This window comes from Candidatus Accumulibacter sp. ACC007 (assembly GCF_907163205.1).
GTDB lineage: Bacteria > Pseudomonadota > Gammaproteobacteria > Burkholderiales > Rhodocyclaceae > Accumulibacter > Accumulibacter regalis.
This window is the reverse complement of record NZ_CAJQUD010000001.1, coordinates 519,127-545,855: the sequence shown is the minus strand read 5'-3', so window position 1 is coordinate 545,855 and position 26,729 is coordinate 519,127. Positions and strand designations below refer to the sequence as shown.

At 62.7% G+C, this 26,729-nt stretch carries 25 protein-coding genes and 2 pseudogenes; 11 read left to right on the top strand and 16 right to left on the bottom strand.

Translation table 11 applies throughout. The features are described 5' to 3' along the window. The first annotated feature begins 74 nt into the window (after positions 1-74). The 5 genes from QZ634_RS02265 (at position 75) to QZ634_RS02245 (ending at position 3,814) form a co-directional block, all read left to right on the top strand. Positions 75-1,058, top strand: a complete 984-nt coding sequence (locus QZ634_RS02265) for a DUF3616 domain-containing protein (RefSeq protein ID WP_291985202.1) — start codon at positions 75-77, stop codon at positions 1,056-1,058. Between the two features lie 54 nt (positions 1,059-1,112). Continuing rightward, entirely contained in the window at positions 1,113-1,439 is a 327-nt protein-coding gene (locus QZ634_RS02260) for a hypothetical protein (protein WP_291985200.1), read from the top strand. Continuing rightward, positions 1,436-2,722: a ferric reductase-like transmembrane domain-containing protein gene (locus QZ634_RS02255; RefSeq protein ID WP_291985198.1), complete on the top strand. Its 1,287-nt coding sequence runs from the start codon at positions 1,436-1,438 to the stop codon at positions 2,720-2,722. The genes QZ634_RS02260 and QZ634_RS02255 overlap by 4 nt, the downstream gene beginning before the upstream one ends. Beyond that, complete coding sequence (locus QZ634_RS02250; protein ID WP_366145349.1) at positions 2,722-3,084, top strand: cytochrome b5 domain-containing protein; 363 nt, start codon at positions 2,722-2,724, stop codon at positions 3,082-3,084. Before QZ634_RS02255 ends, QZ634_RS02250 begins: the two co-directional genes overlap by 1 nt. Before the next feature lie 97 nt (positions 3,085-3,181). Next, positions 3,182-3,814, top strand: a complete 633-nt coding sequence (locus QZ634_RS02245) for an MBL fold metallo-hydrolase (RefSeq protein WP_291985196.1) — start codon at positions 3,182-3,184, stop codon at positions 3,812-3,814. A 112-nt stretch (positions 3,815-3,926) separates the two neighbouring features. Here QZ634_RS02245 and lpdA read toward each other — a convergent pair whose 3' ends face one another. From lpdA to QZ634_RS02195, 10 genes are all read right to left on the bottom strand, one after another. Then, a complete protein-coding gene (gene lpdA / locus QZ634_RS02240) occupies positions 3,927-5,363 on the bottom strand; it encodes a dihydrolipoyl dehydrogenase (protein ID WP_291985194.1) in 1,437 nt (478 codons plus the stop codon). Between the two features lie 90 nt (positions 5,364-5,453). Next, positions 5,454-6,728: a 2-oxoglutarate dehydrogenase complex dihydrolipoyllysine-residue succinyltransferase gene (odhB, locus tag QZ634_RS02235; RefSeq protein ID WP_291985192.1), complete on the bottom strand. Its 1,275-nt coding sequence runs from the start codon at positions 6,726-6,728 to the stop codon at positions 5,454-5,456. A gap of 12 nt (positions 6,729-6,740) precedes the next feature. Next, complete coding sequence (locus QZ634_RS02230; RefSeq protein WP_291985190.1) at positions 6,741-9,581, bottom strand: 2-oxoglutarate dehydrogenase E1 component; 2,841 nt, start codon at positions 9,579-9,581, stop codon at positions 6,741-6,743. A 111-nt stretch (positions 9,582-9,692) separates the two neighbouring features. Next, entirely contained in the window at positions 9,693-10,988 is a 1,296-nt protein-coding gene (gene gltA / locus QZ634_RS02225) for a citrate synthase (protein WP_043570124.1), read from the bottom strand. Positions 10,989-11,059: 71 nt separating this feature from the next. After that, positions 11,060-11,314, bottom strand: a complete 255-nt coding sequence (locus tag QZ634_RS02220; RefSeq protein ID WP_291867748.1) for a succinate dehydrogenase assembly factor 2 — start codon at positions 11,312-11,314, stop codon at positions 11,060-11,062. Then, a complete protein-coding gene (locus tag QZ634_RS02215; RefSeq protein WP_043570136.1) occupies positions 11,314-12,027 on the bottom strand; it encodes a succinate dehydrogenase iron-sulfur subunit in 714 nt (237 codons plus the stop codon). The genes QZ634_RS02220 and QZ634_RS02215 overlap by 1 nt, the downstream gene beginning before the upstream one ends. A gap of 24 nt (positions 12,028-12,051) precedes the next feature. Continuing rightward, on the bottom strand, positions 12,052-13,836 hold the full coding sequence (gene sdhA, locus QZ634_RS02210; protein WP_291985188.1) for a succinate dehydrogenase flavoprotein subunit: 1,785 nt from the start codon (positions 13,834-13,836) through the stop codon (positions 12,052-12,054). Next, the gene (gene sdhD / locus QZ634_RS02205; RefSeq protein WP_291985187.1) at positions 13,837-14,184 is read right to left on the bottom strand and encodes a succinate dehydrogenase, hydrophobic membrane anchor protein; all 348 of its coding nucleotides are present in this window, start codon (positions 14,182-14,184) and stop codon (positions 13,837-13,839) included. Beyond that, entirely contained in the window at positions 14,178-14,570 is a 393-nt protein-coding gene (gene sdhC / locus QZ634_RS02200) for a succinate dehydrogenase, cytochrome b556 subunit (protein WP_291985184.1), read from the bottom strand. The genes sdhD and sdhC overlap by 7 nt, the downstream gene beginning before the upstream one ends. A gap of 122 nt (positions 14,571-14,692) precedes the next feature. After that, entirely contained in the window at positions 14,693-15,430 is a 738-nt protein-coding gene (locus QZ634_RS02195; RefSeq protein ID WP_291985183.1) for a GntR family transcriptional regulator, read from the bottom strand. Between the two features lie 258 nt (positions 15,431-15,688). On the opposite strand from QZ634_RS02195, the gene QZ634_RS02190 reads away from it, so the two are divergent. From QZ634_RS02190 to QZ634_RS02180, 3 genes are all read left to right on the top strand, one after another. After that, positions 15,689-16,675 carry a malate dehydrogenase gene (locus QZ634_RS02190; RefSeq protein ID WP_291985181.1) on the top strand — a complete coding sequence of 329 codons (987 nt, stop codon included), beginning with the start codon at positions 15,689-15,691 and terminating at the stop codon, positions 16,673-16,675. Between the two features lie 119 nt (positions 16,676-16,794). Then, positions 16,795-17,778, top strand: a complete 984-nt coding sequence (locus QZ634_RS02185) for an aldolase/citrate lyase family protein (protein WP_291985179.1) — start codon at positions 16,795-16,797, stop codon at positions 17,776-17,778. Positions 17,779-17,786: 8 nt separating this feature from the next. After that, positions 17,787-18,152 carry a nucleotide pyrophosphohydrolase gene (locus QZ634_RS02180; protein WP_291985177.1) on the top strand — a complete coding sequence of 122 codons (366 nt, stop codon included), beginning with the start codon at positions 17,787-17,789 and terminating at the stop codon, positions 18,150-18,152. A 47-nt stretch (positions 18,153-18,199) separates the two neighbouring features. Here the strand turns inward: QZ634_RS02180 and rlmJ are convergent, their stop codons facing one another. Both rlmJ and QZ634_RS02170 read right to left on the bottom strand, forming a co-directional pair. Then, complete coding sequence (rlmJ, locus tag QZ634_RS02175) at positions 18,200-19,045, bottom strand: 23S rRNA (adenine(2030)-N(6))-methyltransferase RlmJ (protein ID WP_291985175.1); 846 nt, start codon at positions 19,043-19,045, stop codon at positions 18,200-18,202. A 54-nt stretch (positions 19,046-19,099) separates the two neighbouring features. Then, positions 19,100-20,344: a nitronate monooxygenase gene (locus tag QZ634_RS02170; protein ID WP_291985173.1), complete on the bottom strand. Its 1,245-nt coding sequence runs from the start codon at positions 20,342-20,344 to the stop codon at positions 19,100-19,102. Between the two features lie 250 nt (positions 20,345-20,594). Between QZ634_RS02170 and folE the strand changes: the two genes are divergently transcribed. After that, the gene (gene folE, locus QZ634_RS02165) at positions 20,595-21,236 is read left to right on the top strand and encodes a GTP cyclohydrolase I FolE (protein ID WP_291987955.1); all 642 of its coding nucleotides are present in this window, start codon (positions 20,595-20,597) and stop codon (positions 21,234-21,236) included. 107 nt (positions 21,237-21,343) lie between these two features. On the opposite strand, the pseudogene QZ634_RS02160 reads toward folE, so the two are convergent. From QZ634_RS02160 to QZ634_RS02150, 3 genes and pseudogenes are all read right to left on the bottom strand, one after another. Further along, positions 21,344-21,737, bottom strand: a pseudogene (locus QZ634_RS02160) (ISAs1 family transposase); the annotation flags it as partial. Positions 21,738-21,941: 204 nt separating this feature from the next. Next, positions 21,942-22,535 carry a DUF937 domain-containing protein gene (locus QZ634_RS02155; protein WP_291985171.1) on the bottom strand — a complete coding sequence of 198 codons (594 nt, stop codon included), beginning with the start codon at positions 22,533-22,535 and terminating at the stop codon, positions 21,942-21,944. Between the two features lie 37 nt (positions 22,536-22,572). Further along, entirely contained in the window at positions 22,573-22,977 is a 405-nt protein-coding gene (locus QZ634_RS02150; protein ID WP_291987953.1) for a DUF3597 domain-containing protein, read from the bottom strand. Between the two features lie 369 nt (positions 22,978-23,346). On the opposite strand from QZ634_RS02150, the gene QZ634_RS02145 reads away from it, so the two are divergent. After that, the gene (locus QZ634_RS02145) at positions 23,347-23,733 is read left to right on the top strand and encodes an antibiotic biosynthesis monooxygenase (RefSeq protein ID WP_291985169.1); all 387 of its coding nucleotides are present in this window, start codon (positions 23,347-23,349) and stop codon (positions 23,731-23,733) included. Positions 23,734-23,859: 126 nt separating this feature from the next. After that, positions 23,860-24,468: pseudogene (locus QZ634_RS02140) on the top strand (DUF2238 domain-containing protein); the annotation flags it as partial. Between the two features lie 710 nt (positions 24,469-25,178). Here the strand turns inward: QZ634_RS02140 and QZ634_RS02135 are convergent. After that, positions 25,179-26,687, bottom strand: coding sequence for an IMP dehydrogenase (locus tag QZ634_RS02135; RefSeq protein ID WP_291985168.1), 1,509 nt, complete (start codon positions 26,685-26,687; stop codon positions 25,179-25,181). Positions 26,688-26,729: the final 42 nt, after the last annotated feature.

Sequence of the window (26,729 nt, the reverse complement as noted above, 5' to 3'; positions counted from 1 at the left end):
CCGGGGATACTGCACGGCACAGCGAAGGAAACACCGAAGTCGCTGCCTCTCAGCTCTGCCCGGAGAATACCCCCTTGCCACCGAACACGCCCCCGTCCTTCTGCACCCTGACCGGCGTCTATGAGCCATCGGGTATCCAGCAACTCCCCGATGGGCGCTTCGTCGTCGTTGAAGACGACAGCCGGCAAGCGCTCAGCGTGATCGACATCGGCGCCGATGGTCGCGTCAGCGTCGCGCCCCTGGCAACCCACGACGCCCAGCGCGAGGTCAGCGTGCTCGACCAGATCCGCGACGCGCTCGGTCTGCTCGGCGACGACCCTGAGCGGGACGAAATCGGCGAGCTCGACGACCTCGAAGGCGTCGCCGTGGACCGCGCGGGGGTCGTCTATGCGATCACCTCGCACTCTCGCGACAACGACGGAAAGCTGTATCCAGCGCGCGAAAAACTGATCCGCTTTCGCATCGACGGCACGAGCGTCGTCGACGCCGGCGTGGCTACCGGCGTCAAGGGCGCCTTGACGGCAGCGCACCCGGTACTCGCCGCGGCCGCCGAAATCCGCGACGTCAAGGCCGACGGCGGGCTCAACATCGAGGGGCTGACCATGAGCCCCGACCAGCGCGCCCTGCTCATCGGATTTCGCGCGCCACTCCTCGCCGGGCGGGCAATCATCGCTTACCTCCAAGACCCGGAAACGCTGTTTGACCAAGGCGCCGAGCCACGAATCGCCGCCAGGCTGAGCACGCTCGATCTCGCCGGCAACGGCATTCGCGGCATGGCTTACGTCCCCTTACTGAAGGGCTACCTGCTCATCGCCGGTCCAATCGCTCGCGCGCAGGTGCAATTCGAGCTCTGGTTCTGGAGCGGTGAGGACCAAGACGCGGCGCGCCGGGTGAGCGTCGCTGGCTTGCCCGGCTTCGAGCACGCCGAGGGGATCAGCGCGGCGGTGATCGACGGCCAGCCACGCATCGTCATCGTCAGCGACGACGGCAACAGACAGCAGGAGCGCTTCGCCCGCTTCCTGCTGCTGGAACCGGCGCAACTGCAGATCGCACCGTGAGAAGGCGAGAATGATGCGGGCCAGGGAAGCGATGGGCGTGAGCGGCGGATCGATATGGCGAAACGCCTCCCGATGAACCGATTGACGCCAAGGCTCCTGCTGGCAGGCGTGCTGCTCGTGCCGGTACTCACCAGTACCCTGGCCGAGGGGCCCTGGCACGCCGCTCGGCAGAACACCTACGGCTGGCAGTTCATGACCCCGGACGAGCGTGTCGAGCACCAGCGGCTGATGCGCAGCTTCGCGACTTACCCCGAGTGCAAGGCCTACCAGACGAAACGGCACGCCGAAATGTCCGTGCGCGCCCGCCAGGCCGGCGTCGTCCTCCAGCCGGCGAAGGAATCCGGCTGCGACAAGCTGCGCGCCCGCGGCAGCCTGCAATGAGCGCTGGGCCGACGAGCACGCCAACCCGCGCCGCAACCCACCGCTTCGTCGCCCCCGCGGCGGCCTTGTCGATCACCCTGGCCAGCGTCTGGTGGGCGTTCCCGCAGGGCCTTACGGCATGGCGCAGCGCGGGTATTGTCGCCGCATGGGCGGGCACCGCACTGCTGGTGGCCAGTCTCCTGCTCATGGTCCGCGAGGCGCACCTGGCGCGCCTGCTCGGCGGCCTCGAGCTGAGCTACCGCTGGCATCACCGCTGCGGCGTGATCGCCTACCTGCTGCTGCTCTGCCACCCGCTGGCGCTGGCGCTCGACGGCTGGGCAGAAGCACCCCATCTCGCCTGGCAAACGCTCGATCCACGTGCGCAGTCCTGGCCACTGTGGCTCGGCTGGGCCGGTTTGCTCTTGCTGATGCTCGGTCTGGCGACCACTTTCGCCGTGCACCTGCCTTACCGGCGCTGGCGCAGCTTTCATTTCGTGCTTGGCGGCGGCGTCGTGCTCGGCCTGGCGCACGTGTATGTGCTACTGGGCAACGAGCGGCTGGTCCTCGCCTTGCTGCTCGTCGCCACGCTGGCCCTCGGCTGGCGCCTGCTGGCGAGTGATCTCGGTCTGGCAGCGCACCCGTACCGGGTGACACAGGTCGAAAAACCGGCGGCAGGAATGATCGAAGCGTCTCTGGCGCCGTGTGCCGCAGCGCTGGCGGTGACCCCGGGCCAGTTCCTTCTCGCCGCCTTCGGCGACGGTGCAAGCTATCACGGCTGCGGCGAATACCACCCCTTCACGGTCAGCGGCATCGATCGGCAAGGCCGACTTCGCGTCTGCATCAAGGCGCTGGGTCCCTGCTCGCAACGCCTCCAGGACGTCGAGGCGGGCGTTCTGGTACACCTCGAAGGGCCCTTCGGCAGTTTTCTTGACGACCTGGGTTGCGCGCCACAACTATGGGTTGCCGGCGGCATCGGCATCACCCCGTTCATTGCCCAACTGCGTGCGCAAGGCTGCCGGCAGGCGACGACGCTGATCTACCTCTATCGACAGGCGAGCAACACCGCGTTCCTCGAAGAACTCGCCGCTGTAGCCCGCGAAGACCCGCTCTTCGAGTTGCTCGCCGACGCCTGCGGCGAAGCGCTGCCCGACGTCGACCGCTTGCTCGCGAGCGTGTCGAGGCTGGGCGAGCGGCAGGTACACCTGTGTGGCCCGCAAGCGCTTCTGGCGGCGCTCACCACCGCCCTGCGTCAGCGCGGCGTCGCCGCCGCGGCCATCCATTTCGAAAGCTTCGATTTCCGCTGATGCGCCAGTTATTCCTCTTCGCCAGCGCAGCCTTCTGGCTCTTCCTACTCGGTTTCGCAACGAGCCAGCGGTGGCTGCCCGCCGAAGTGGAAACGCCGCAGCCGGTCGCCAGCGGCGAGTTCCAGGCGCTCAGCGAAGTGGCCAGGCACAAGACAGCCGACGATTGCTGGATGGCGATCAATGACCAAGTGTACGACCTGAGCCATTATCTGCCCGACCACCCGAGCGAGCCGGAAATCATCGTCGCCTGGTGCGGCCGGGAAGCCAGCGAGGCCTACCGAACCAAGATGAAGGGCCGTGCGCACTCGGCCCGCGCCGATCGCCTGCTCGCCGCCTACCGAATTGCCACCCTCACCCCCTGAAAGCGCTCGGCCACCGGCGCGCGCCTGAGCGATCTGCCGCAGCTTCCCAGGGTATACTTCGCGCTTCCTTCAATCCATCCTGACGCGCGTGTCGACCATGAAATATCAGATTATCCCGGTAACCCCCTTCGCCCAGAACTGCAGCCTGCTATGGTGCGAGCGAACGAAACGTGGCGCGGTGGTTGATCCGGGCGGCGACGTGGCGCGCATTCTGCGGGCGGTCGAGGAGAACGGCGTGACCCTGGAAAAGATTCTCGTCACCCACGGCCATGTCGATCACGCCGGCGCGGTTGCCGAATTGGCCGAGCGGCTGTCGCTGCCGATCGAGGGGCCACAACGCGACGATCAGTTCTGGATCGACGGCATGCAGCAGCAGAGCAAGATGTTCGGCTTGCCGAACGTGCGTGCCTTCACACCGGACCGCTGGCTTGAACAGGGCGACGCGGTACGCTTCGGCGAGGTCGAAATGGACGTCCTGCATTGCCCGGGGCATACGCCAGGGCATATCGTCTTCTTCAGCGAGGCCGATCGCCTGGCGATCGTCGGCGACGTGCTCTTCCAGGGTTCGATCGGGCGCACCGATTTTCCCAAGGGCGACTTCGACACGCTGATTGCGTCGATCCGCACCCGCCTCTGGCCACTCGGCAGCGATGTCGCCTTCCTTCCGGGACACGGACCGATGTCCACCTTCGGCGCCGAGCGACGCAACAACCCCTTCTGCGGCGATTAGACGAGGGAGATTGGCAGCGGGGACTGCGGGCGGGGTGCTCAGCCGGCACCCCGCCCGCAGTCCTTACGTCCTTACTTCCTTACTTCCTCGTCTCAAGCTGCGGCAAACGCGCTCAGAAATGCAGCGGCCGCTTGTCGCAGGCCAGCGCCGCCTCGTGAACCACTTCCGAGAGCGTCGGGTGCGCATGACAGATGCGCGCCAGATCCTCCGAAGCGGCGCCGAACTCCATCGCCACGACGGCTTCGGAGATCAATTCGGAAGCATTCGGACCAATGATGTGCACGCCGAGAATGCGGTCGCTGGTGGCGCAGGCCAGCATCTTGACGAAGCCGCTCGCGTCGCCCATTCCCAGCGCCCGACCGTTGGCGGCGAAGGGGATCTTGCCGACCTTGAAGGCCACACCGTCCGCTTTCAGCTGCTGCTCGGTCCTGCCGACCCAGGCGATCTCCGGGCTGGTGTAGATCACCCAGGGGATGGTGTCGAAATTGCAGTGGCCCGCCTGGCCGGCCATGATCTCGGCGACCATCACGCCCTCTTCCATCGCCTTGTGGGCGAGCATCGGGCCAGCCACCACGTCACCCACCGCCCACACGCCGGGAAGATTGGTACGACAATGCGCGTCGACCTCGATCTGACCGCGCTCGGTGAGCTTCAGGCCGACCTTGTCGGCATCGAGGCCTTCGGTATTCGGGATGCGGCCGATCGAGACGATCAGTCGGTCTGCATCAAGCTTCTGTTCCTGGCCATCCTGGTCGGTGTAGTCGATGGACACCCCTTTCTGCGAGATCTTCACGTCGCCGATCTCGATGCCGGTGACGATCTGCAGACCCTGTTTGGCAAAAAGTTTGGCGGCTTCCCTGGCGACATCGACGTCGGCCAGCGAAAGAAATTCGGGCAACGCTTCCAGGAGCGTCACCTCGGCACCGAGACGCCGCCAGACGCTGCCCATTTCGAGGCCAATGACGCCAGCGCCGATGACCGCCAGCTTCTTCGGAACGCTAGCGATATCGAGCGCGCCGATGTTGTCGCAAACGATCTCGTTATCGACCGGTACGCCGGGCAGGTGACGCGCCCGCGAACCGGTGGCCACGATCACCTGCTTGGCCTCGACGACGGCGTCACCCACCTTGAGCTGCCAGACTTCGCTTCCCGCCCCACCCTTGCGGCCGATGAAGGCGCCATGGCCATTGAGCAGGGTGACCTTGTTCTTCTTGAACAGTCCCTTGATGCCGGTGGTGAGCTGTTTGACGATCCCGTCCTTGCGCCCCACCATCTTGGCGACGTCGATGGTCGGCGTCCCGACGCCGATCCCCTGGGCGGCAAACCCGTGCGCGGCTTCCTCGAATAGGTGCGAGGTATGCAGCAAGGCTTTCGAAGGAATGCAGCCGACGTTCAGGCAGGTGCCGCCGAGACGCGGCTCGCCCTTCGCATCGGCATAGGGATTGGATTCACAACAGGCGACACTGAAACCCAGTTGCGCCGCTCGGATGGCGGCAATATAGCCACCGGGACCACCACCGACAACGAGGACGTCAAATTGCTTGGACATGATAGTTTTCCCTTTCCAGCCGCAGAAAAACCAATGCACGGAGTGCGCACAGCGTGAAACTCTGCGACTCCGTGCCTCGGTGGTGAGTGCTTATACGCCGAGGAGCAGGCGGGCCGGATCTTCCAGCGCCTCCTTCATCGTCACCAGGCCGAGTACCGCTTCGCGACCATCAACGATGCGGTGGTCGTACGACATGGCCAGGTAGTTGATCGGGCGGATGACGACCTGACCGTTTTCGACCACCGGACGGTCCTTGGTGGCATGAATACCGAGGATCGCCGACTGCGGCGGATTGATGATCGGTGTCGACAGCATCGACCCGAAAACGCCGCCGTTGGAGATCGAGAAGGTACCGCCGGTGAGATCCTCCATCGACAGCTTGCCGTCCTTGGCCTTGGCTCCGAACTCGCCGATCTTCTTCTCGATGTCGGCGATCGACAGTTGGTCGGCATCGCGCAGAATCGGCACCACCAGGCCACGCGGGCTGCCGACGGCGATACCGATGTCGATGTAGCCGTGATAGACGATGTCGCTGCCGTCAACCGACGAGTTGATGATCGGGAATTTCTGCAGCGCGGCGACGGCGGCCTTGACAAAGAAACCCATGAAGCCGAGGCGAACGCCGTGCGCCTTTTCGAAGCGCTCGCCGTACTGCTTGCGCAGTGCCATGACCGGGCCCATATTCACCTCGTTGAAGGTGGTCAGGATGGCATTGTTGGCCTGCGACTGCAGCAGACGCTCGGCAACACGCGCCCGCAGACGCGACATCGGCACGCGCTGCTCGGGACGATCACCAAGTGCCACCGTCACCGCTGGCGCAGTCGCCAGGGCCGGAGCCCGCGCCGCGCTCGCCGCCGGAGCAGCAGCCAGCGGAGCGACAGCGGCCCCGGTGCTGGCGGCTACCGGTCGGACACCCGGAATCTCGGCGGCCATCGCGTCGGCCTTGCTCACCCGCCCACCACGGCCGCTACCGACCACGTCAGCCGCAGCAATACCTTTCTCTTCGAGGATCTTGCGGGCAGCCGGCATGGCCGCGTCCGCTGCGGTCGCGGCCGCCGTCGCTTTCACTGGCGCGGCTTTCGCCGCCCCTGCTTTGGCAGCGGGCGCAGCCACCGCACCGGCCTGCGCGGTGGTGTCGATACGCGCAATCACCTCACCTGCAACGACCGTGTCGCCGTCGCCCTTGACGATTTCAATCAATACACCGCCATCGGGTGCCGGCAGCTCGAGAACCACCTTGTCGGTCTCGATGTCGATCAGGTTCTCATCCCGGGCAACCGCTTCGCCGGCTTGCTTGTGCCACGAAACCAGCGTCGCTTCAGCGACCGATTCCGAAAGCTGTGGAACTTTGACGTCGATGATCATTTTCTCTCCGTTCTAGGCCAGTTTGTAGTACTCGATCTCACCAAGCGCGGAGTCGATCAGAGCCTTTTGTTGGGCGTTGTGCTTGCTTGCATAGCCGACTGCTGGCGACGCGGCTGCCGGGCGGGAGACGAGCAGCAGATGCTGCTTGTCACTGAGCTCGCGCGACAGATGCTGACGCGAGGCGATCCAGTACCAGGGTCCCTGATTGCGTGGCTCCTCCTGACACCAGACGATTTCCGTTGCCTTCGGATATTTCGCCACCTCCGCGTGGAACGACGCTTGCGGGAAGGGATAGAGCTGCTCGAGACGGGCGATCGCGATGTGGCCGATTTTCCGCTCGTGCCGCGCCGCGACCAGATCGTAGTAAACCTTGCCGGAACAGAAGATGACGCGGGTGACCTTCTTGGCGTTGATCGGCTCGACCTCGCCGATCACGCGCTGAAACTCACCGTCGCTGAGCTCGGCGAGCGTCGATGTGGCGTCCTTGTGGCGCAACAGGGACTTCGGCGAAAAGACGATCAGCGGCTTGCGTTGATTGCGCACCGCCTGGCGGCGCAGCAGATGGAAAATCTGCGCCGGCGTCGTCGGTTGGCAAACCTCCATGTTCATTTCGGCGGAGAGCTGCATGTAGCGTTCGATACGGGCCGACGAGTGCTCCGGCCCCTGCCCTTCATAGCCGTGCGGGAGCAGCAGCACCAAGCCGCTGGCACGACCCCACTTGGCTTCACCGGCAGCAAGAAACTGATCGATGACCACCTGCGCGCCGTTGGCGAAGTCACCAAACTGCGCTTCCCAGACCACCAGTTCGTAGGGGTTGGCGGTGGAGTAGCCGTACTCGAAGGCCAGAATGGCTTCCTCCGAAAGGACCGAGTCGAAGCACTGAAAGCTCGCCTGCTTTTCCTGCAAGAAGGCTAGCGGGTAGTAGGTTCCGCGATCCCAGCTCTCGCGATTCTGGTCGTGCAGCGCCGCATGACGGTGGAAGAAGGTGCTACGGCCGACGTCTTCACCCGAAATACGAACGCCATAACTGGAGACCAGCAACGACGCGTAGGCAAGGTTTTCAGCCATCCCCCAGTCTACCGGCAGCTCTCCTTCGCCCATCAGGCGACGGTCATCGATGATCTTCTTGACCCGACTGTGCAAGGTGAAATTCGCTGGCAACGTGGTCAAGCGCTCGGACAGGCGCTGCAGCTCGCCAATAGGCACACGGGTATCGCAGGTTTCGATGTAGTGCGGCGGGAGGAACGATGTCCAGTCGATGGTCATCGGATGCTTGTAGCCGGCGAGCACCGGGTTGTACAGGAGCTCGCCGCGATCGAGATGGGCACGGTAGTCGGCGATGATCTCGTCCGGACCTTCGGGCGCGAGAATCCCCTCGCCAACCAGCTTTTCGGCGTAGAGCTTGCGTGTCCCCGGATGCTGCTGGATCTTTTTGTACATCAGCGGTTGCGTGACCATCGGCTCGTCCTGCTCGTTGTGGCCAAGCTTGCGATAGCAGACGATGTCGACGACAACATCCTTCTTGAAGGTCTTGCGGTACTCCATGGCGACACTGGTGACCAGCGCCACGGCTTCCGGGTCGTCGCCATTGACGTGAAAGATCGGCGCTTCGGCCATCTTGAAGATGTCGGTGCAGTACAGCGACGAACGATAGTCGCGCGGGTCGGAGGTGGTGAAACCGATCTGGTTATTGACCACGATGTGCACCGTGCCGCCCACCCCATAGCCGCGCGTTTGCGCGAAATTGAGCATTTCCTGGTTGACACCCTGGCCGGCCACAGCGGCATCGCCATGAATGAGAACTGCCAGCACCTTGTCCTTGCCGTCTTCGCCGCGACGACGCTGGCGCGAGTAAACCGAGCCAACGACCACCGGGTTCACAATTTCCAGATGCGAGGGGTTGAACGACAGCGTCAGGTGGCAGGGTCCACCAGGGGTCGACACATCGGACGAGTAGCCCATGTGGTACTTGACGTCGCCGGCAGTCAAATCCTGCGCCTTCCGGCCCTCGAACTCGTCAAAGAGCATCGACGGCTCTTTGCCCAGCGTGTTCACCAGCACGTTGAGACGACCGCGGTGGGCCATGCCGACGACGATTTCGTCAACACCGCCGGTGCCCGCAACGCGGATCAGTTCGTCGAGCGACACGATCAACGACTCGCCACCTTCGAGCGAGAAGCGCTTCTGACCAACGTAGCGCGTATGCAGGTAGCGTTCGAGCGTTTCGGCAGCGGTCAGGCGCTCAAGCATGCGCATGCGCTCGGCGGCGGTATAACTGGGCTTGGAGTGGATACGCTCAAGTCGATCCTGCACCCAGCGCTTTTCGGCAAGCGTACTTAGGTACATGTACTCGACGCCGATCGAGCCGCAATAGGTCGCTTTCAGGGCATCGAGGATCTGGCCGAAAGTGGCGCGTTCCGGCACCCCCTTGAACGAGCCGACGGCAAACATGGTGTTGAGGTCAGCGTCGGACAGCCCGTAGTGGGCCGGGTCAAGCTGTGGCAGATCCGGGCGCGGCGTACGCTTGAGCGGGTCGAGGTTGGCCCAGCGATCGCCCGCGAAACGATAGGCGGTGATCATCTGCAGAATGCCGACCTGTTTCTTGTCGTCGGCCGGAGCCACCGCAGCGGCGCGATAGCCGCCTTTTCTCGCCTGTTCGGCGAAAGCGTTGATGACCGGCAAGTGCGGCACGTCGCGCGCGACATGACCCGGAAGCTGCGCCAGCTTGTCGAAATACTCGCGCCACTGCTCGGAGACGGAACCGGGATTGTCGAGATAGTTTTCGTACAACTCCTCGACGAAGGGCGCGTTGCCGCCAAAGAGGAGGGAGTTACCAAAAAGCTGATTCATCATGGCAGTTACCTGTCGTCACGGTCCTGGTTCGGATTGCGAAAACCTGCAGCAGAAAGCCGCAGCATGAAAAAAGGGCGGCTACCGTCGCCGCCCCTCGAAGTCGCTCACGCTTTAGCGCTGAGCGGCCGGGATCACGTCGCGCCTTGCTGCCCCCATGTAGAGCTGACGCGGGCGACCGATCTTGTACTCCGGGTCGTTGATCATCTCTTCCCACTGCGTCATCCAGCCCACCGTACGTGCCAGGGCAAAGATACAGGTAAACATGGTGGTCGGAATACCGAGCGCCTTCTGGACGATACCTGAGTAGAAATCAACGTTCGGATAAAGTTTCTTCTCGATGAAATAACTATCCTCGAGAGCGATCCGTTCGAGTTCCATCGCCAGCTTGAACAGGCGGTCATTCTCCAGACCAAGCTCTTGCAGAACGTCTTTGCAGACCTCGCGCATCAGCTTGGCACGCGGATCGAAGTTCTTGTAGACCCGGTGCCCGAAGCCCATCAGCTTGAAGGAGTCGTTCTTGTCCTTGGCGCGAGCGATGTACTCGCCAACGCGCGAAACGTCGTGGATTTCCTCGAGCATCTGCAGGCAGGCCTCGTTGGCACCGCCGTGCGCCGGGCCCCAGAGACACGCGATACCTGCCGAGATACAGGCATAGGGGTTGGCGCCGGACGACCCGGAGAGACGAACGGTCGACGTCGACGCGTTCTGTTCGTGATCGGCATGCAGAGTAAAGATGGTGTCCAGGGCATGCACCAGTACTGGATTGGGCTTGTACTCTTCGCACGGCGTTCCGAACATCATGTGCATGAAGTTGGCGGTGTAGTCGAGATCGTTGCGCGGGTACATGAACGGCTCGCCCACATGGTACTTGTAGGCCATGGCAACGATAGTCGGTAATTTTGCAACGATGCGGTTGAAGCTGATGTTCTGGTGCTCCAGATCGGAGAAATCCTCGGCTTCGTGGTAGAAAGCCGACAGCGCACCAACGACTCCAACGAGAATGGCCATCGGGTGAGCGTCGCGCCGGAAACCCTGATAGAACTTGACCAGTTGCTCGTGCACCATGGTGTGATTCTTGATGTTCTTCTCGAAACTGACCTTTTCCGCCGGCGTTGGCAACTCGCCGTTCCACAACAGATAGGCGACCTCGAGAAAGTTGCAGCTCTGCGCCAGCTGCTCGATCGGATAACCGCGATAGAGCAACTCACCCTTGTCGCCATCGATGAACGTGATCTTCGATCTGCAGCTTGCGGTCGACAGATAGCCGGAGTCGTAGGTGAACAAGCCCGTCTTGGCGCCCAGAGTGCGAATGTCGATGCAATCATTGCCGTGGGTAGGCGTCATGATCGGAAACTCGACGGGGTCGCGCCCTTCGATGTTCAGAATTGCTTTACGTTCGGTCGTCATTGGTTTATCCCCGTTCAGGTGTTGAAGGCACAGCATGGAACATAAAAAGGCGCAACATTATGGCACCTTTCTTACTTGACTCTTACAGTGCGCAATAGGGCAAGGACTTCGGCCTGCACGGGATCCGCGCAGTCGCGGCTGCCATTGATCAGCGGCCACAGCTCCAGGTCTTCCATATCGGCCAGAATGACGAAGGCGTCCGCCTGCTCGGGACCAAGGGTCGGGAAAACGCGCTCGAGAAACTCCCCGAGCAACAAGTCCATTTCCAGCATCGCACGTCGCGTGCAACGCCAGCGCAGACGGTTGATTCTCTCGCGTTCGTCCATCAGATTGCGCGACGAACCATCATTTCCTTGATCTTGCCTATCGCCTGCGTCGGATTCAGGTTCTTCGGACAGACATCGACGCAGTTCATGATCGAGTGGCAGCGGAACAGGCGATAGGGATCCTCAAGGTCGTCCAGGCGCTCGTTGGTCGCCTCGTCACGGGTATCGGCAATGAAGCGGTAAGCGTTGAGCAGGCCGGCAGGACCGACGAACTTGTCCGGATTCCACCAGAACGACGGACATGAGGTCGAACAGCAGGCGCACAGGATGCACTCGTAGAGACCGTTGAGTTCGTCGCGCTCTTCGGGCGACTGCAGACGCTCGCGTTCCGGGCGCGGGCTGTCGTTGATCAGATAGGGCTTGACCGAGTGGTACTGCTTGAAGAACTGCGTCATATCGACGATCAGGTCGCGGATCACCGGCAGGCCGGGCAGCGGCCGCAGCACGACCGGCTGCTTGAGCTCCTGGATGTCGGTGAGACACGCCAGGCCGTTCTTGCCGTTGATGTTCATCGCATCCGATCCGCAAATACCTTCACGGCACGAGCGGCGATAGGACAGCGTATCGTCATTCGCCTTCAGACGGGTAAGCACGTCAAGCAACTTGCGATCGATCGCGAAATCAACCTGGACCGACATGTCCTGCATGTAGGGCGCGTCGTCCTTGTCGGGATCGTAGCGGTAAATCTTGAACTCCATGGTACTGGTGGCCATAATCATTAACTCCGTGGCATACGATCAGTAGGAGCGCGTCTTCAGCGCGATGGTTTCGACGGTCAGCGGGGTCATGGTCACCGGCTTGTAACTGAGACTGCTGCCCTCGCGTTCCCAGAGCGTATGCTTGTGCCAGTTGACGTCGTCTCGCCCATTGGGGTTTTCCGGCGTGTCGGGTGCGTCGTCCCGAACGTGCGCACCGCGCGACTCCTTGCGCGCTTCGGCCGAGACCAGCGTCGCCTTGGCGACTTCAATCAGGTTGTCGAGCTCCAGCGCTTCGACGCGCGCCGTATTCCAGACCTGCGACTTGTCCTTGATCTCGGTCCTGGCTACCGCTTTCTCGATCTCGACGATCTTGGCGACGCCTTCGACGAGCATGTCCTTGAAGCGGAACACACCGCAGTGCTTCTGCATCGTGCGCTGCAGCTCGAGACGGGTTTCGTTGACGTTGCTGCCGCCAGTCTGGGTATTCAGGCGATGCAGGCGCGCCAGCGTGCGCTCGGCGTAGGCGGCCGGCAAGTCCTTGTGCACGACGGCACCCGACGCTAGGTCCTCGATCACCGAATCCCCGGACGACTTGCCGAAGACCAGCAGGTCGAGCAGCGAATTTGTTCCCAGTCGATTGGCGCCATGCACCGAGGCACAGGCCACTTCGCCCGCTGCATAGAAGCCCTTGACCGGCACCCCTTCAGCGGAGACCACCTGCCCTTTGAAGTTGGTCGGAATACCGCCCATCTGGTAGTGGCAGGTCGGCACCACCGGAATCGGCGCCTGGATGGGGTCGATGCCGGCAAACTGGATCGAAATCTCGCGAATTCCGGGCAGACGCTTCATGATCGTCGCCGGATCGAGATGGGTAATGTCCAGGAGGACGAAATCCTTGTTCGGCCCGCAACCGCGACCTTCGTTGATTTCGGTGACCATGGCGCGGGAAACCACGTCGCGAGACGCCAGATCCTTGGCGTTCGGTGCATAGCGCTCCATGAACCGCTCGTTATCCGAGTTGCGCAGAATGCCCCCCTCGCCGCGCACACCTTCGGTGATCAGCACCCCCGCACCGGCAACGCCGGTCGGGTGGAACTGCCAGAACTCCATGTCCTCAAGCGCGATGCCGGCACGCGCCGCCATGCCAAGGCCATCGCCGGTATTGATGAAGGCATTGGTCGAAGAGTAGTAGATACGGCCCGCACCACCGGTTGCAAAGATCGTCGCCTTGGCGTGGAAAGCGACGACTTCGCCGGTTTCCATTTCCAACGCGATCACTCCGAGCACCTGGCCCGACTCGTCGCGGATCAGGTCAAGCGCCATCCACTCGACGAAGAACTGAGTGCTGGCGCGCACGTTGCGCTGATAGAGCGCGTGCAGCATCGCGTGTCCGGTGCGGTCGGCAGCGGCGCATGCACGCCGCACCGGCTTCTCGCCGAAGTTCGACATATGCCCACCGAATGGCCGCTGATAGATCTTGCCCTCGTCAGTGCGGTCAAATGGCATGCCAAAGTGCTCGAGCTCGACGACCACCTCGGGCGCCTTGCGACACATGTACTCGATCGCATCCTGATCACCGAGCCAGTCGGAACCCTTGACCGTATCGTACATGTGCCAGTGCCAGTGATCTTCCTCGGAGTTTCCCAGCGAAGCCGAAACACCGCCTTGCGCGGCCACGGTGTGTGAACGGGTGGGGAAGACCTTTGACAGCACGGCCGTCTTCAATCCGCCCTCGGATAGCTGAATCGCCGCGCGCAGCCCAGAACCTCCTGCACCAACGATGACAGCGTCGAATTTACGTACCGGTATGCTTGAATTGCTCACTTACGTTCTCCACAGAATCCGAATCGCCCAGCCGGCGTAACCGACCAGCACCGTAGCCGTCGCAATCATCAGCAGCAGGCGAATTCCATCCGGCTTGATGTAGTCCATCCAGATATCCCGGATGCCGATCCAGGCGTGGTAGAAAAGGCTGATGAAGAAAAGAAAGGTCGCGAAGCGCATGAAGCCGCCGGCAAACACCCCCCGCCAGCTCTCCAGCGAGTCGGGCCCGACGGAACCGATAACCACCAGGAAGATCACCGTATAGACGGCCATGATGATGGCTGTCGCGCGCTGGATGATCCAGTCCTTGAGGCCGTAATGGGCCCCGACAAGAATACGATTTACCATAGCACTTTCACTCCCACGATCAGCGTCAGGGCGATGCTGACGCCGAAAACGATCTTGCTCGAAAGCACCGCGGACTTGAGGTCGATGCCCTTGTGCAGGTCAAGCAGCAGATAACGAATGCCGGCGCAGAAATGGTGCATGTAGAACCAGATCAAACCGAGCAGAATGATCTTGACCAGGGCATTGTCGACCACGCCCTTGAAGCTGGCAAAGGTCTCCGCAGACGTCAGGCTGCTCTCGAATAGCCATAAAAGGAAAGGTAGCAGGAGGAAGAGTGCCGCCCCGCTGATCCGGTGAATGATCGACAGGATTCCCGGAAGCGGTAACCTGATCGTCGGCAAGTCCAGATTCTTTGGACGCTTTTTCTTGATTGCCATCTCTGCCATGGACGTCATCCCTCATGTGTGATACAGCAGCATGCCTAATGCATGCGTTCCCCTTCGAAACCACGCCCGATTATAAACCATTCAGGCGCCCCTTACTTACCCGAAAGGACCCTTGCAAGCGTTCACCCGAGCTCATTGCGATAATGATGATTGCGTGTCGAGTAGAACCCCCGACGCCATTCGACCGGCTTCTGGCCGTAGGTGAAGGTGACGCGCTCGACGACCAGCAGCGGGCTCCCCTCGGCGACTTGCAGCAGTTCGGCGCTGACTCGGTCAGCGGCCACGGCGCGCAGCCGCTCGTCAGCACGGACCATGCAAACCCCATAGCGACTTTCGAACAGGCCGTAGAGCGAATCGCCCGTCCGCACGACTTCCAGCGACAGGTCGGGGAACAATTCACTCGAGAGGTAGATTTCGTCGAAAACCACCGGTTCGTCGCCCAGTTTCAGAAGGCGGCGCAGAATGGTGATTGGCGCACCCGGCTCGAGGGCCAGCGTGCGCGCGACGTCCGGGCCGGCTTTGGCGCGCCAGCATTCGAGCGGGATGCTCTGCGACACCTGCGGCACGCCGTCGTTAGGCACCAGGCGGAGAAAGCGGAAGGCAGAACCGGGATCCTTGTGCGTGGCGACGAAGGTGCCCTTGCCCTGCTGCCTTACCAGGAGGTTCTCGGCAGCCATTTCGTCGATCGCCTTGCGCACCGTTCCCTGACTGACGCCGAAGCGGCCGGCAAGCTCCGACTCACTGGGAATGGCGTCGCCCGGGCCCCACTCACCGGATTCCAGATTGCCCATGATCAATTGCTTGATCTGCCGATAGAGCGGGCTGAAGGTCGGAGCATGCAATGACGAGGCGCGGTTCATGGACAGCTATTTCAGCACAATTTTGGAATCCCGTCCATCCCGTTCTTGTTACTGATATCATATATAAGACATAAGACAGACAACAGAGATTTGACAGTGCGCGTATCTGGGTCTTATGATTGATCCGATTCGGCACCCCGTGCAGCGACCATGCATGCGGACATCGCCGATCGGTTTTCTTGATCAGTTCCCTTACTTGCTTGCCTGTTTTTTCCCGTTCAATCCTTCTCGCTCACCATCAACGACAGGAGCCGTATCATGTCCAAAGCCCCCATGCGCGTCGCGGTCACCGGCGCTGCCGGCCAAATCGGTTACAGCCTTCTTTTCCGGATCGCCTCCGGCGAAATGCTCGGCAAGGATCAGCCGGTCATCCTTCAACTCCTCGACCTGCCGCAAGCTCAAAAAGCCTGCCAGGGCGTGATCATGGAACTCGACGACTGCGCGTTCCCGATGCTCGCCGGGATGTTCGCCACCGACGACCCGAACGTCGCTTTCAAGGATGCCGATGTCTGCCTGCTGGTTGGCGCACGCCCGCGCGGCCCAGGTATGGAACGTGCCGACCTGCTGACCGCCAACGGCGCCATCTTCACCGTCCAGGGCAAGGCGATTGCCGAGAACGCCAAGGAAGACGTCCGCGTTCTGGTCGTCGGCAACCCCTGCAACACCAACGCCCTGATCGCCGGTTCCGCGGCGAAGAAGGTCGGCCGCACCAACCCGGCCAACTACCATGGCATGCTGCGCCTGGATCACAACCGCGCCCTCTCGCAACTCGCCGCGAAAACCGACCGGCCAGTGGCCAGCTTCAAGCAGCTCGCCGTCTGGGGCAACCATTCGCCGACCATGTACGCCGATTACCGTAACTGCACGTCCAACGGCGACAACGTCAAGGATCTGATCAACGATCCGGTCTGGAACAACGACGTTTTCCTGCCGACGGTCGGCAAGCGCGGCGCGGCGATCATCGACGCCCGCGGCCTGTCCTCGGCCGCCTCGGCAGCCAACGCGGCCATTGACCACATGCGCGACTGGGTGCTCGGTTCCGACGAATGGGTGACCATGGGCGTCCCGTCCGACGGCTCCTACGACATCCCGGCGGGGATCGTTTTCGGTTTCCCCTGCGAGTGCAAGGGCGGTTCCTTCAAGATCATCCAGGGTCTCGAGATCGACGGCTATTCGCGCGAGAAGATCAACAAGACTCTCAAGGAATTGACCGACGAAGCCGATGCCGTGAAAGACATGCTCTGAGCAAGCCTTGCTCAGCATCGAAAGCCGCGGCCAGTCCGCGGCTTTTTTTGCTGGCGCCCGCTTTGCAGCAGCGCGGTAAAATGGGGCTTTCCCACCCACCGGACCGTAGCGACAAGCCCATGCGCCATCCCAGTCAAGTCCTCTTCGCAGGCGAAAAGCCGTTTCCGATGATCCCCGCCGTCGACCACTACGCGGGATCCGAAAAACTGATCAACAAGGCTCTGCAACTGCAGAACGAGCTGGGTCCGATCTTCGACATCACCTGCGACTGCGAAGACGGCGCGCCGGCTGGCGCCGACCGCGAGCACGCGACGATGGTCGCCGAACTGATCATGAGTGACGCCAATCGACACGGGCGGGTCGGCGTGCGCATCCACGACATCGCCCATCATGGCTGGCAGGAGGACATCGAGATCATCGTCGCCCGCGCCGGGCAGCGCCTGGCCTTCGTGACGCTGCCCAAGGTCAGTTGTGGCGAGGACGTGCGCATACAACTCGACGCCTTGCGGCGCGCGGCGGCGGCCGCCGGCCTTGAACGGCAGATACCCGCGCACGTGCTCATCGAAACCTACGGCGCCTTGCGCGATGTCTGGGAGATCGCCGCCCTGGCCGAGGTTGAGTCGCTTGATTTCGGCCTGATGGATTTTGTCAGCGGCCACCATGGTGCCATCCCGGCGTCGGCAATGCGCAGCCCCGGACAGTTCGAGCACCCGCTGATCGTGCGCGCCAAGTGCGAAATCTCGGCAGCTGCGCTGGCTAACGGCGCCGTCCCGTCGCACAACGTGACCACCGAACTGCGCGATCTCGATTTCATCCGCAACGATGCCCGGCGCGCGCGCAACGAGTTCGGCTATCTGCGCATGTGGAGTATCCACCCCAACCAGATCCTGCCGATCGTCGAAATGATGCGCCCTGACTTTTCGGAGGTCGAAAGCGCAGTCGCGATCCTGATCGCCGCGCAAGACAGCGACTGGGGACCGATCCAGCACCAGGGCTTGCTGCACGACCGCGCGTCCTACCGCTACTACTGGGAGCTTCTCGGACGTGCGCGGGCCACCGGCATGGCCCTGCCAGGCGAAGCACAACGCCGTTTCTTTGCCTGAAAGAACGCATGGACCTGTCCGCGCTGACCGCCAAGGTACTGGAGTTTCGTGACCAGAGGAACTGGGCGCAGTTCCACAGCCTGCGCAACCTGATCGTCTCGCTGAATCTCGAAGCCGGCGAACTGCTCGAGCTGACGCAATGGAAGAGCGACGCCGACATGGCTGCCCTGGTCGCCAGCGGCGACGCGCAGGAAGCACTGCGTGACGAATGCGCCGACGTTCTTATTTATCTGCTGCTGATCGCCGAGCAGGCAGGCATCGACCTGGAAGAAGCCGCACACGCCAAACTGATCAAGAACGCGGCGAAATATCCGGTCGAAAGCAGTTACGGATCAAGCCGGAAATACCTGGCGGAGGCTGGCAAGCAGCGCTGATCGACGGGCAGCGACGGCCTCAGGCAGCCCCGCAGCACGCCCCGCGGTCACGACGCCTGGCTCTCGAGCGTATAGCCCGCGCCGGCATCTAGCCCGAGCGCCGCCACAAGGCAGGGCATCGCCGCCTGCAGGCTCGCCTGCAAGGTCCATGGCGGATTGAGCACGAAGACACCGCTGCCGTGCATCCCGAAGCCGTCCGCAGCCGGTGTCCTGACGCGCAGCGTGACGTGCAGCCAGCTGCTCGCTGGCAGACGTTTCAGACGTCCCGGCAATTCGTGCGCATCGAGCCGCGTCAGCTGTGGATACCACAGCTGGTAGGTACCACCCGGGAAACGCTGCAGGCAATCCTTGAGCGCATGCACGACCCGCTCGTAGTCCTGCTTTTCCTCGTAAGCTGGGTCGATGAGCGCCAGTGCGCGCCGCGGCGGTGGCGGCAGCACGGCTTTCAAGCCGGCGAAGCCGTCACTGTGCTCGACGATCACCCGTTTGCCCTCACCCTCGAAGTGCTTGCGCAGGTGCAGAACATCACGGCTGTGCAGCTCAAAAAGGCGCAGGCGGTCCTGCGCGCGCATCGTTGCCAGGGCCAGATCGGGCGAACCCGGGTAAACCTTCAGAGCGCTGCCAGGGTTGCTCGAGCGCACCACATCGACATACTCGGCAAGCGCCGCCGGCAGATCCTTGCGCCCCCACAAGCGAGCGATTCCCGCACGGTGCTCGCCAAGCTTGGCCGCGTGCGCCGAATCCAAGGCATACGAGCCGGCCCCGGCGTGCGTATCCACGTACCAGAATGCTTTGTCCTTGCGCGCCAGGTAACGCGTCAGCTGCACCAGCACCAGATGCTTGAGAACGTCTGCGTGGTTACCGGCGTGAAAGGCGTGACGATAGCTGAGCATCGGCGAAGCCCTTAGGTGCGTGCGGCAGGAAGGGCGTGCATCGACAGCAAGCGCCTACTCGGGAGCCAGAATCTTGCCGTCGGTGCTGAACTGATAATCGCGGAAGATGTGCTCGGCGTTCAGCAGTTGGTAGTTGCCGTCCGGCAAGCGGCGGGACGTATCCTTGAGGCGATACGTGTAATGACCGCAGGTCCAGCAATCGAAGTTGCGCATCTGCGTACAAAGGCAGGTTTTGTCCCTGACCGATATCCGCTTGACCCCGGGATTCGCTGCCACTTCGCGATTGTAGGCGTTGATGTACGAACAATTGCCGGTGCTGTCGAGAAGGTAACCGTAGGCTTCGCAATTGGGTCGAATACCGTCGCCGATCGCCGGACTGTTGCTCAGCATGCGCATTGGATAGCCGGTCGGCGATATCTGGTTGACCTCGATCTGCTCTTCGCTGGCCTCGAAATAACGTTGCTTGACGTCCTCGGGAAGGCCGCACTCGCGTGAGACGGTAAATCGCGTCGCCACCTGCACCGCCGCCGCGCCCTGCTCGAGAAACGACACCGCATCGCTGCCGGTAAAGATGCCTCCCGCCGGAATCAGTGGAATGTCCAGCTGCTCGGCCTGCAGATGGCGATGAATCTCGGCGAAAATCGTCGCCAGATCGTACTCCGCCCAATCCATGCCGAAACCCAGGTGACCGCCGGCCAGGGGTCCTTCGACGACCACATAGTCAGGCAGACGCCCGCAACGTGCCGTCTTGCGCAGAAACAGCTGCAGCGCACGCAGCGACGAGACGATGATGCCCAGCTTGGCGTCGCGGAATCGCCGATGATCCTCGATCAGCGCGAACGACCCGAGATGCAGTCCGGCGGCCAGGGTAATGCCATCGGCACCGGCATCGAGCGCGCCCTGCATGCGCACGCGCAGAGTTTCCCGCGGCGAGTTCATGGTCAGCTTTTCCATGCAGTTGACGAAGATCAGGCCGTCGCCGCGCTTCGCTTCCATGGTCCTGCCGACGTGCATCCGGGTCGCCTCGGCGAGCTGATCGAGATCGAAGCGAACGACCGACTTGTCCGAATTGGCGACGTTGAATTTGTACTGCTTGAGCTTGTCCTTGACGAACTTGGCGTTGAAGCGCCGATCGGCAACGGTATTGACCATGGCATCGGAAATATGTCCAACGCCGCCCAGTCGAGCTGCTTCGAGGGCCAGTTCGGCCGTCGAAATATCGACGCCCATACCACCAATGACGATCGGCACCAGTTCCTTGTCGCCGAACTTAAGACGGAAATCATCAACGCTCTTCATGCATGTCCTTCTCGACTCGGCCAAGCGTCCTCGGCCTGCCCGACGGGTGATCACAGCAACTTCCACGAGCTGGCCATTATCGCTCATCCAACGCCTCCATGGCTTGATGGATGCAAGGAAATCGCAATCCGACACCACCCAGCGAAACGAATCGGCAAGCAGCGACCGGATACAAGCCGAAGCGAAGCGCGAGCGACCTAACGGCGCGTGTATCATGCCCACTCCTGGAGACGTCAAGCGGAGCCTCGCCATGTCCGACTGCAGCAGCCACGACCAAGCACTCCCAGCCACTGCCGACATCGGCATCGCCCGCCAGGGTGCTTTCGACGCCGCCGCCTTCGAGCGCGCCATCGCCGACCTGCTCAGTGCCTGCGGCCTGGCGGCCGCCGGTCCGCACATGGGAAAAACCCCGCAGCGCGTACGCGAACTCTGGCAGCGCCGCCTGCTCGGCGGCTACGACCTCGACCCGGCCGACGCGCTCGGCGAAGGCTTTGCCGATCCGCGTGGCGACATGGTGGTCGTGCGCGGGATCGCCGTCCATGGCGTCTGCCCGCACCATCTGGTCCCCTTCCGGGGCCTCGCCCATGTTGCCTACCTGCCCGGCGGCCGGCTGCACGGCTTTGGCCGCATTGCCCGCCTGGTCGACGCCATTGGCCACCGCTTCACCTATCAGGAATGGATGACCCGCGACATCGCCGAGGCGCTGATGCGGCACGGCCAGGCGCGCGGCGCCGCGTGCGTCGTCGAAGCCGAACAGTTGTGCCTGTTGCTCGGCGAAGACCGCCGCGGTGACGAACGGGTGATCACCCAGGCCTTCGTTGGCGAGTTCGAACATTCCGAGCAGGCGCGCAACGAATTCCTGCGCGCCATCGCCGGCAACCGCCGCGAGTAAGGAAATGCCGACGCCCGCGCAACTGACCCTGGGGTAGTGGCAACCAACTTCTGCACAAAAGCCGTCGCCAATAGCCGGGTGAAGTGATGAAGGTCAATTGTGACGTGGACGACGCCCAGTTCCGTAGCGAAGGCACTGACCATGTGAATGGCGGCCTCACCGCCGCTGCCCGACCCACGCGCAGTCTTGCCATCGACCGCAATGCCGCCCTTGAGGGTCCCGACCGCTTCAGCGACCCAGCGGCAAAACGCCACCTCGAATTGCTTCGGGTCCAGCGCTCGGAAGATCCTCAGAAACGTTTTCGCGGAGGGGACGCCGTTCTTGAGCCGCAGAAACTGGCCCAGCCATTCCTCCTTCTCGTACGCCCAACAGGCGATGTCCTCGACGGTGTCACCAATCGCAGCGCACGGCGGCCATGGCAATCACCAGAATCTCCACAAAATCATGCAACGTGCCATTGCTGGGTTTGCGCGGATCGTCTACGTTCCTCAAGCAGCACATCAGGCTGGCTTTCGTCACACTCATTTCGGTGGCCCAAAGGACGAGAGCTGACTTGCTGGGAGAGGGGTTTGCAAGCCTTTGTCATAATCCTGTGAATGCTAACGATTTTCACTTGCCGATTATGACGATAGAAATCATGTCATCCGAGTGCGGAGGCGCTGCTTTCCGCCTTGCGGAAAGTCCCACCAAGAACGCAGCACGACACTAGCGCATGGCCTTCCCGACCATCTGCATGAGGTCGTCCAGCGGATTGCCGTCACCATCCAGATCCAGCATCGAGGCCAGCCCTGTCAAGGAAGAAGCCGGCGCGGATCCCCCTGCGCTCTGACCACCAAGAAGCCCGCCCAACAAGCTGCCCGGATCGCCGGCCGGGGTAGCCGGCGCTGCAGCAGCCCCCCCCTGCTTTGCCATATAGCCGGTAACCAGCATGGCCAGCATCGGCAACATTTTCTTGAGCACGGATGGTTCGAGCCCGGACTGGGACGCGGCATTCTGTGCGACAGAACGGCTTACATCCTTCGAACCGAAAATCTGCCCGAGTATGTCGTTGCCTTGGCCGACGTTCGTCGGCTGCGGCGCCAAAACCTGCTCCAGCAAGCCGCCGCCTCCGAGCTGCCCAAGCAGACCGCCCAAGCCAAGCAGCCCGGCTGGCTGCGCCTGGGCCTGTTTCTTGAATCCTCCAAGGATAGCCGGCGCCAGCGCTGCGGCACCACTTGCCGCCTGTGTTTCGGTAACGCCAAGCTCGCGCGCCATGGATTGGAGCCCGCCCATCTGGGCGAGGATGTCAGTGATCTGCATGGGGCATATCCTTTGAATGAGTCGTTGAATGGGCGATCTAGTCGAGCAGTTCCGGGGGCACGTTACCGCCATTCGCGGCGACGCGGGCGAGCACGGTCTTGTGTAGCCAGACGTTCATACTCGCCGAATCACTCATCAGGTCCGCCGGGCAGGCCAGTTCAACGGCCAACTCCTTGCGCGCGGCAAGGCTGCTATCGATATCGAGCAGTTTGAGCAGATCGACAATCGAGGTGCGCCAGTTGAGCTTCTGCGCGTTGGCTTTTGCCCGCTGCTCCAGCTGCGCAATGACATCGACAAGCGCAACAGATTGGGCCGCGGCGACAACTTGGGCGGGCGCAGCCGAAGGCACGGCAGCAGGGGCTGCAGCCGTAGTGTCCGTTGCCGGAGCAGCGCTGTCAGCGCCGATGCCAAGTTTCGCGAGAATATTGTTAAAGAAACCCATAGTGTTCTCCTGTATTGGAATAGAAATTGAAGGACACAACCAAACCACCGCCGAATCTCGGAAGCGCGCAAACGCACCATCACCGCGCCGATGGCAGGAAGACTGTGGAAGACCACGACTATTGGCCAGGGTTCCACGCGGCTGTCATTGGTCTCCCGCAGCGGCGTGTTGAACGCCACCCATGAACCTACCCGAGATACCGATCCTCTCGTGGCAGATCCAGCGCCTGGAGAGTAGTTCGTCCAGCAGCAACGGAATCTCCATGCCGATCTGCGGACAATACGAAGTCGCACGCCCGGGGGCAACCCGGGAAAGACCACGGGCGCCGCCTATAATGATGCGCGCAGTTGATACCGCGAGACGAAGCGCATGACCCCAATGCAGGAACCAGATCCCGGACGGGACTACCAGACGATCGCAGGTCACCTGGCGCCCGTCGCCTTTCCCTGGGACAGCACGCGGGCGCTCGAACTTGCCCTGTTCCGTACCTTCGCGGCAACACGCTTCGGCGGCTTGCTGCACGGCAGCGTGCCAGGCGGACGCCGCGCCCGGGACGAACGCGACGAGCAGGAGGTAGAAAGGATGACGACCAGGATGATGGCCCGGCTGACTGCCCGGGCAGGCAACCAAACTGCGTTGGCAACAGTCTTGCGCAAGCTTTGCGGCGCGAGTCGTGCGCAAGACGGCTGCCTGGGCTACGAGGGGTGCCACAATCAGAGCCCGATGCACGCGAGTTCGTGGCGGTCGAGCCATTGACCGATCAGCGCGCCGCAGACGCGCATCTGGCGCAGCCGCCCCTGATCCACCACTTCCGGCAGCTCGCCTGGCGGCGATGCCCGGCAGCGCTACGAGCAAACACTAATTCGTCGGGTTAATCTACACATGCACGCGCACCGTTCGACCTTTCTCGTACTCGCCGTGGTCCTCCTACTTGCGCTTCTCGTACTTTCTGGCGCCAGGCCTTACGACCGGGCGACATGGGCGATGGAAGTGTTTCCCATCGTCATTGCAGTACCTGTGCTGCTGACTACGTACAGGCGGTTCCCGCTTACCACGCTGCTCTACGTCTGCATCTTCCTGCACGCCTTGGTACTCATGCTTGGCGGCGCCTACACCTATGCCCGCGTCCCGCTCGGCTTCCAGATTGCGGACTACCTCGATCTTGCTCGCAATCCGTACGACAAGATCGGGCATTTCTTTCAAGGCTTTGTCCCGGCACTGGTGGCGCGAGAGATACTCGTTCGAGGTGCTTACGTGCTGGGCCGCAAGATGCTCGTCTTCAACGTTATCTGCATCGTGCTCGCGATCAGCGCGTGCTATGAGCTCCTCGAGTGGGGCGCCGCGCTCCTGATGGGCCAAGGCGCAGACGAGTTTCTCGGGACGCAGGGTGATCCCTGGGACACGCAGTCCGACATGTTCTTTGCTCTCATCGGCGCAGTCTGCGCGTTGTTTTTGCTGTCGGGCGAACAGGATCGGCAAATCAGGCGCTTGACGAGTGCAGCCCTTCGTGAAACGGCTCCCGATGTCTCCGCCGGCGCTGGCCGCCGGCAGCGCAGCGCCGAAACCGTGCGCAAGGCGGCGCCTGGCGAGCAGCGGCAGCGCCTCGAAACCGGGAACGACCCCTGAGGACGGCGTTGCCCCCGCGGGGCAAGGCTTTTCCTCGTGCCTCGATTGCTCCGGGTTTCGTCAGCAGCACACGACCAACCCGCTTCAGCCGCCACTTATCGACGGGCTGTAATGTTTCAGCGCGAAGAATGACGGACGCTGGACGACCGTGGTCACCGATCGCGGTTGTCGACGTCCGCTCTGCTTTGCCAGTGGGCTTCAGGAGATGGTTGATGCAAGCAACCAAGCAACGCATCGGCGCTGCGCCCCCAACATGCTGACTTTCGCCCTCTCAGCCGTTGCCTGCTTTGTCGTCGGCTATTTCATCAGACGTTCTCTCGACGCCTCGGGAATCCCGAAAAGGATGACTCGCGGCGTGCTGACCGATAGTCCGCATCCAGCGGCACGTAAGCCTTCGCAATGCAGGCTGCCACCTATGCGGGAAACCAGACTCTCAGTCAGCCCGAACCGTCGTTAGCTCAAGGCGAGCCCAGCGACGGGCCCCGGCCCGAAAGCAGGCCTGCCATGAAAGCGTGCCTTGCGCTCGCCTCGACGGCGCCGGCCGCCGGCGTTCAAATCGGAGCTCGCGCGGACTCTCAGCGCTCGTAGGATTCGCTGCGCGCGGCCGCGCTCAGCGGCACCAGGAACGCGCTCGGATCAGGCAGCACTTTCTTCCGTACCGCGGCCAGCGTGACCTCGCCACCGTAGCTCACCGATGACTGCAGGTGGCCGCGGATGCGCTCCAGGATGCTGCTGACGCTGCCGCGGTAAGGCACCTGGATTTCCTGGCCTTCGGGGGGTGTTTCGAGCGCCGCGTCGAGCTCTTCGCTGCTGCTGCTGTCGTACAGCGTTTCCAGCACGGCCTCGGGCGAGGTCATGCCACGGTAAATTTTCTTCTTCAGATGGGTCGCCGGATCCTCTATCACGCGGCCCGGCGCCTCGTCGGTGCCCGACAGCGCGCTGCCGAGCATCACCGTCGACGCCCCGCAGATCAGCGCGAGAAAGATATCCTTGTCGGTTTTCACGCCGCCGTCGGCCATGATCGGTAGGCTGTGACCGACGGCCAGATAGGCCTCGCGGATGGCCTGCAGTTGCGGCACTCCGGCCGCCGTTTCCAGCCGCGTGCGGCAGCCGCGGCCCGGCCCGACGCCAACCTTGACGGCATCGGCGCCGATATCGCGCAGGAAGCGCGCGCCGGCACCGGTGGCGACGTTGCCGCAAACCAGCGGCACGCTGCCAAACTTGCCGCGCAGCCCGGCGACCGCCTGCTCCATGATTACCGAGTGCCCGTGGGCGATGTCGATGAACAGCAGATCGGCGCCGGCCTCCAGCAGCGCGGCGGCCCGCTCCAGGTAATCGCCGCGCGCGCCGACCGCCGCGGCGCAGCGCAGGTGGCCGGCGCTGTCCTTGCTGGCGCCGGGCTGTTCGCGCTTGAGATTGATGTCGCGGCGCGTGATCAGCCCATGGATGCGATTCGCGCCATCGACCAGCGGCAGGCGCTCGATGCGGTGTTCGAACATCAGCCGTTCCGCCTCGTCAGTGGAGATGTCCGGCGCGCCGGTCACCAGGCGGGACAGCGGGGTCATGAAATCGTCGACCGGTCGATCTTCGTCGGCGCCGTGCACCGGCGTGTCGCGGTTCGAGAGCAAGCCGGCCAGCAGGTTCGAGCCGCTGGCCGTCTCGATCAGGATCCCGGTGATGCCGTTCTGCCGCGCGAAACGCCTGGCCTGGCGGATAGCGGTGCCCGCCGGCAGGCACAGCGGACGAACGATCACGGCGCTCTGGCTGCGTTTCACCACGCCGACTTCGGACGCTTGGCGCTCGATGCTCATGCCACGATGCACGACCCCAATGCCGCCGTGCATGGCCATGGCCCGCGCCATGTGGGCGCCGGTCACGCTGTCCATGTTCGACGAAACGATCGGCAGATCCAAGGCCACGTCCGCGGTCAGCAGCGAGCTCACGCTGATATTGCGGCGAGTCTGCGAATCCGACTTCTGCGGCCGGAAGAGAAAATCGTCGAAGGTCCTGCCGGTCCAGAAAGCCGCCTCGTCCGGCGCACCGGCGAAGGCGCCGTCCACGTTCTGCCACCTGCTCGTTGCCATGTATCAGCGTCCCGTTATGCTACGGTTGGACTCGGGAATGGA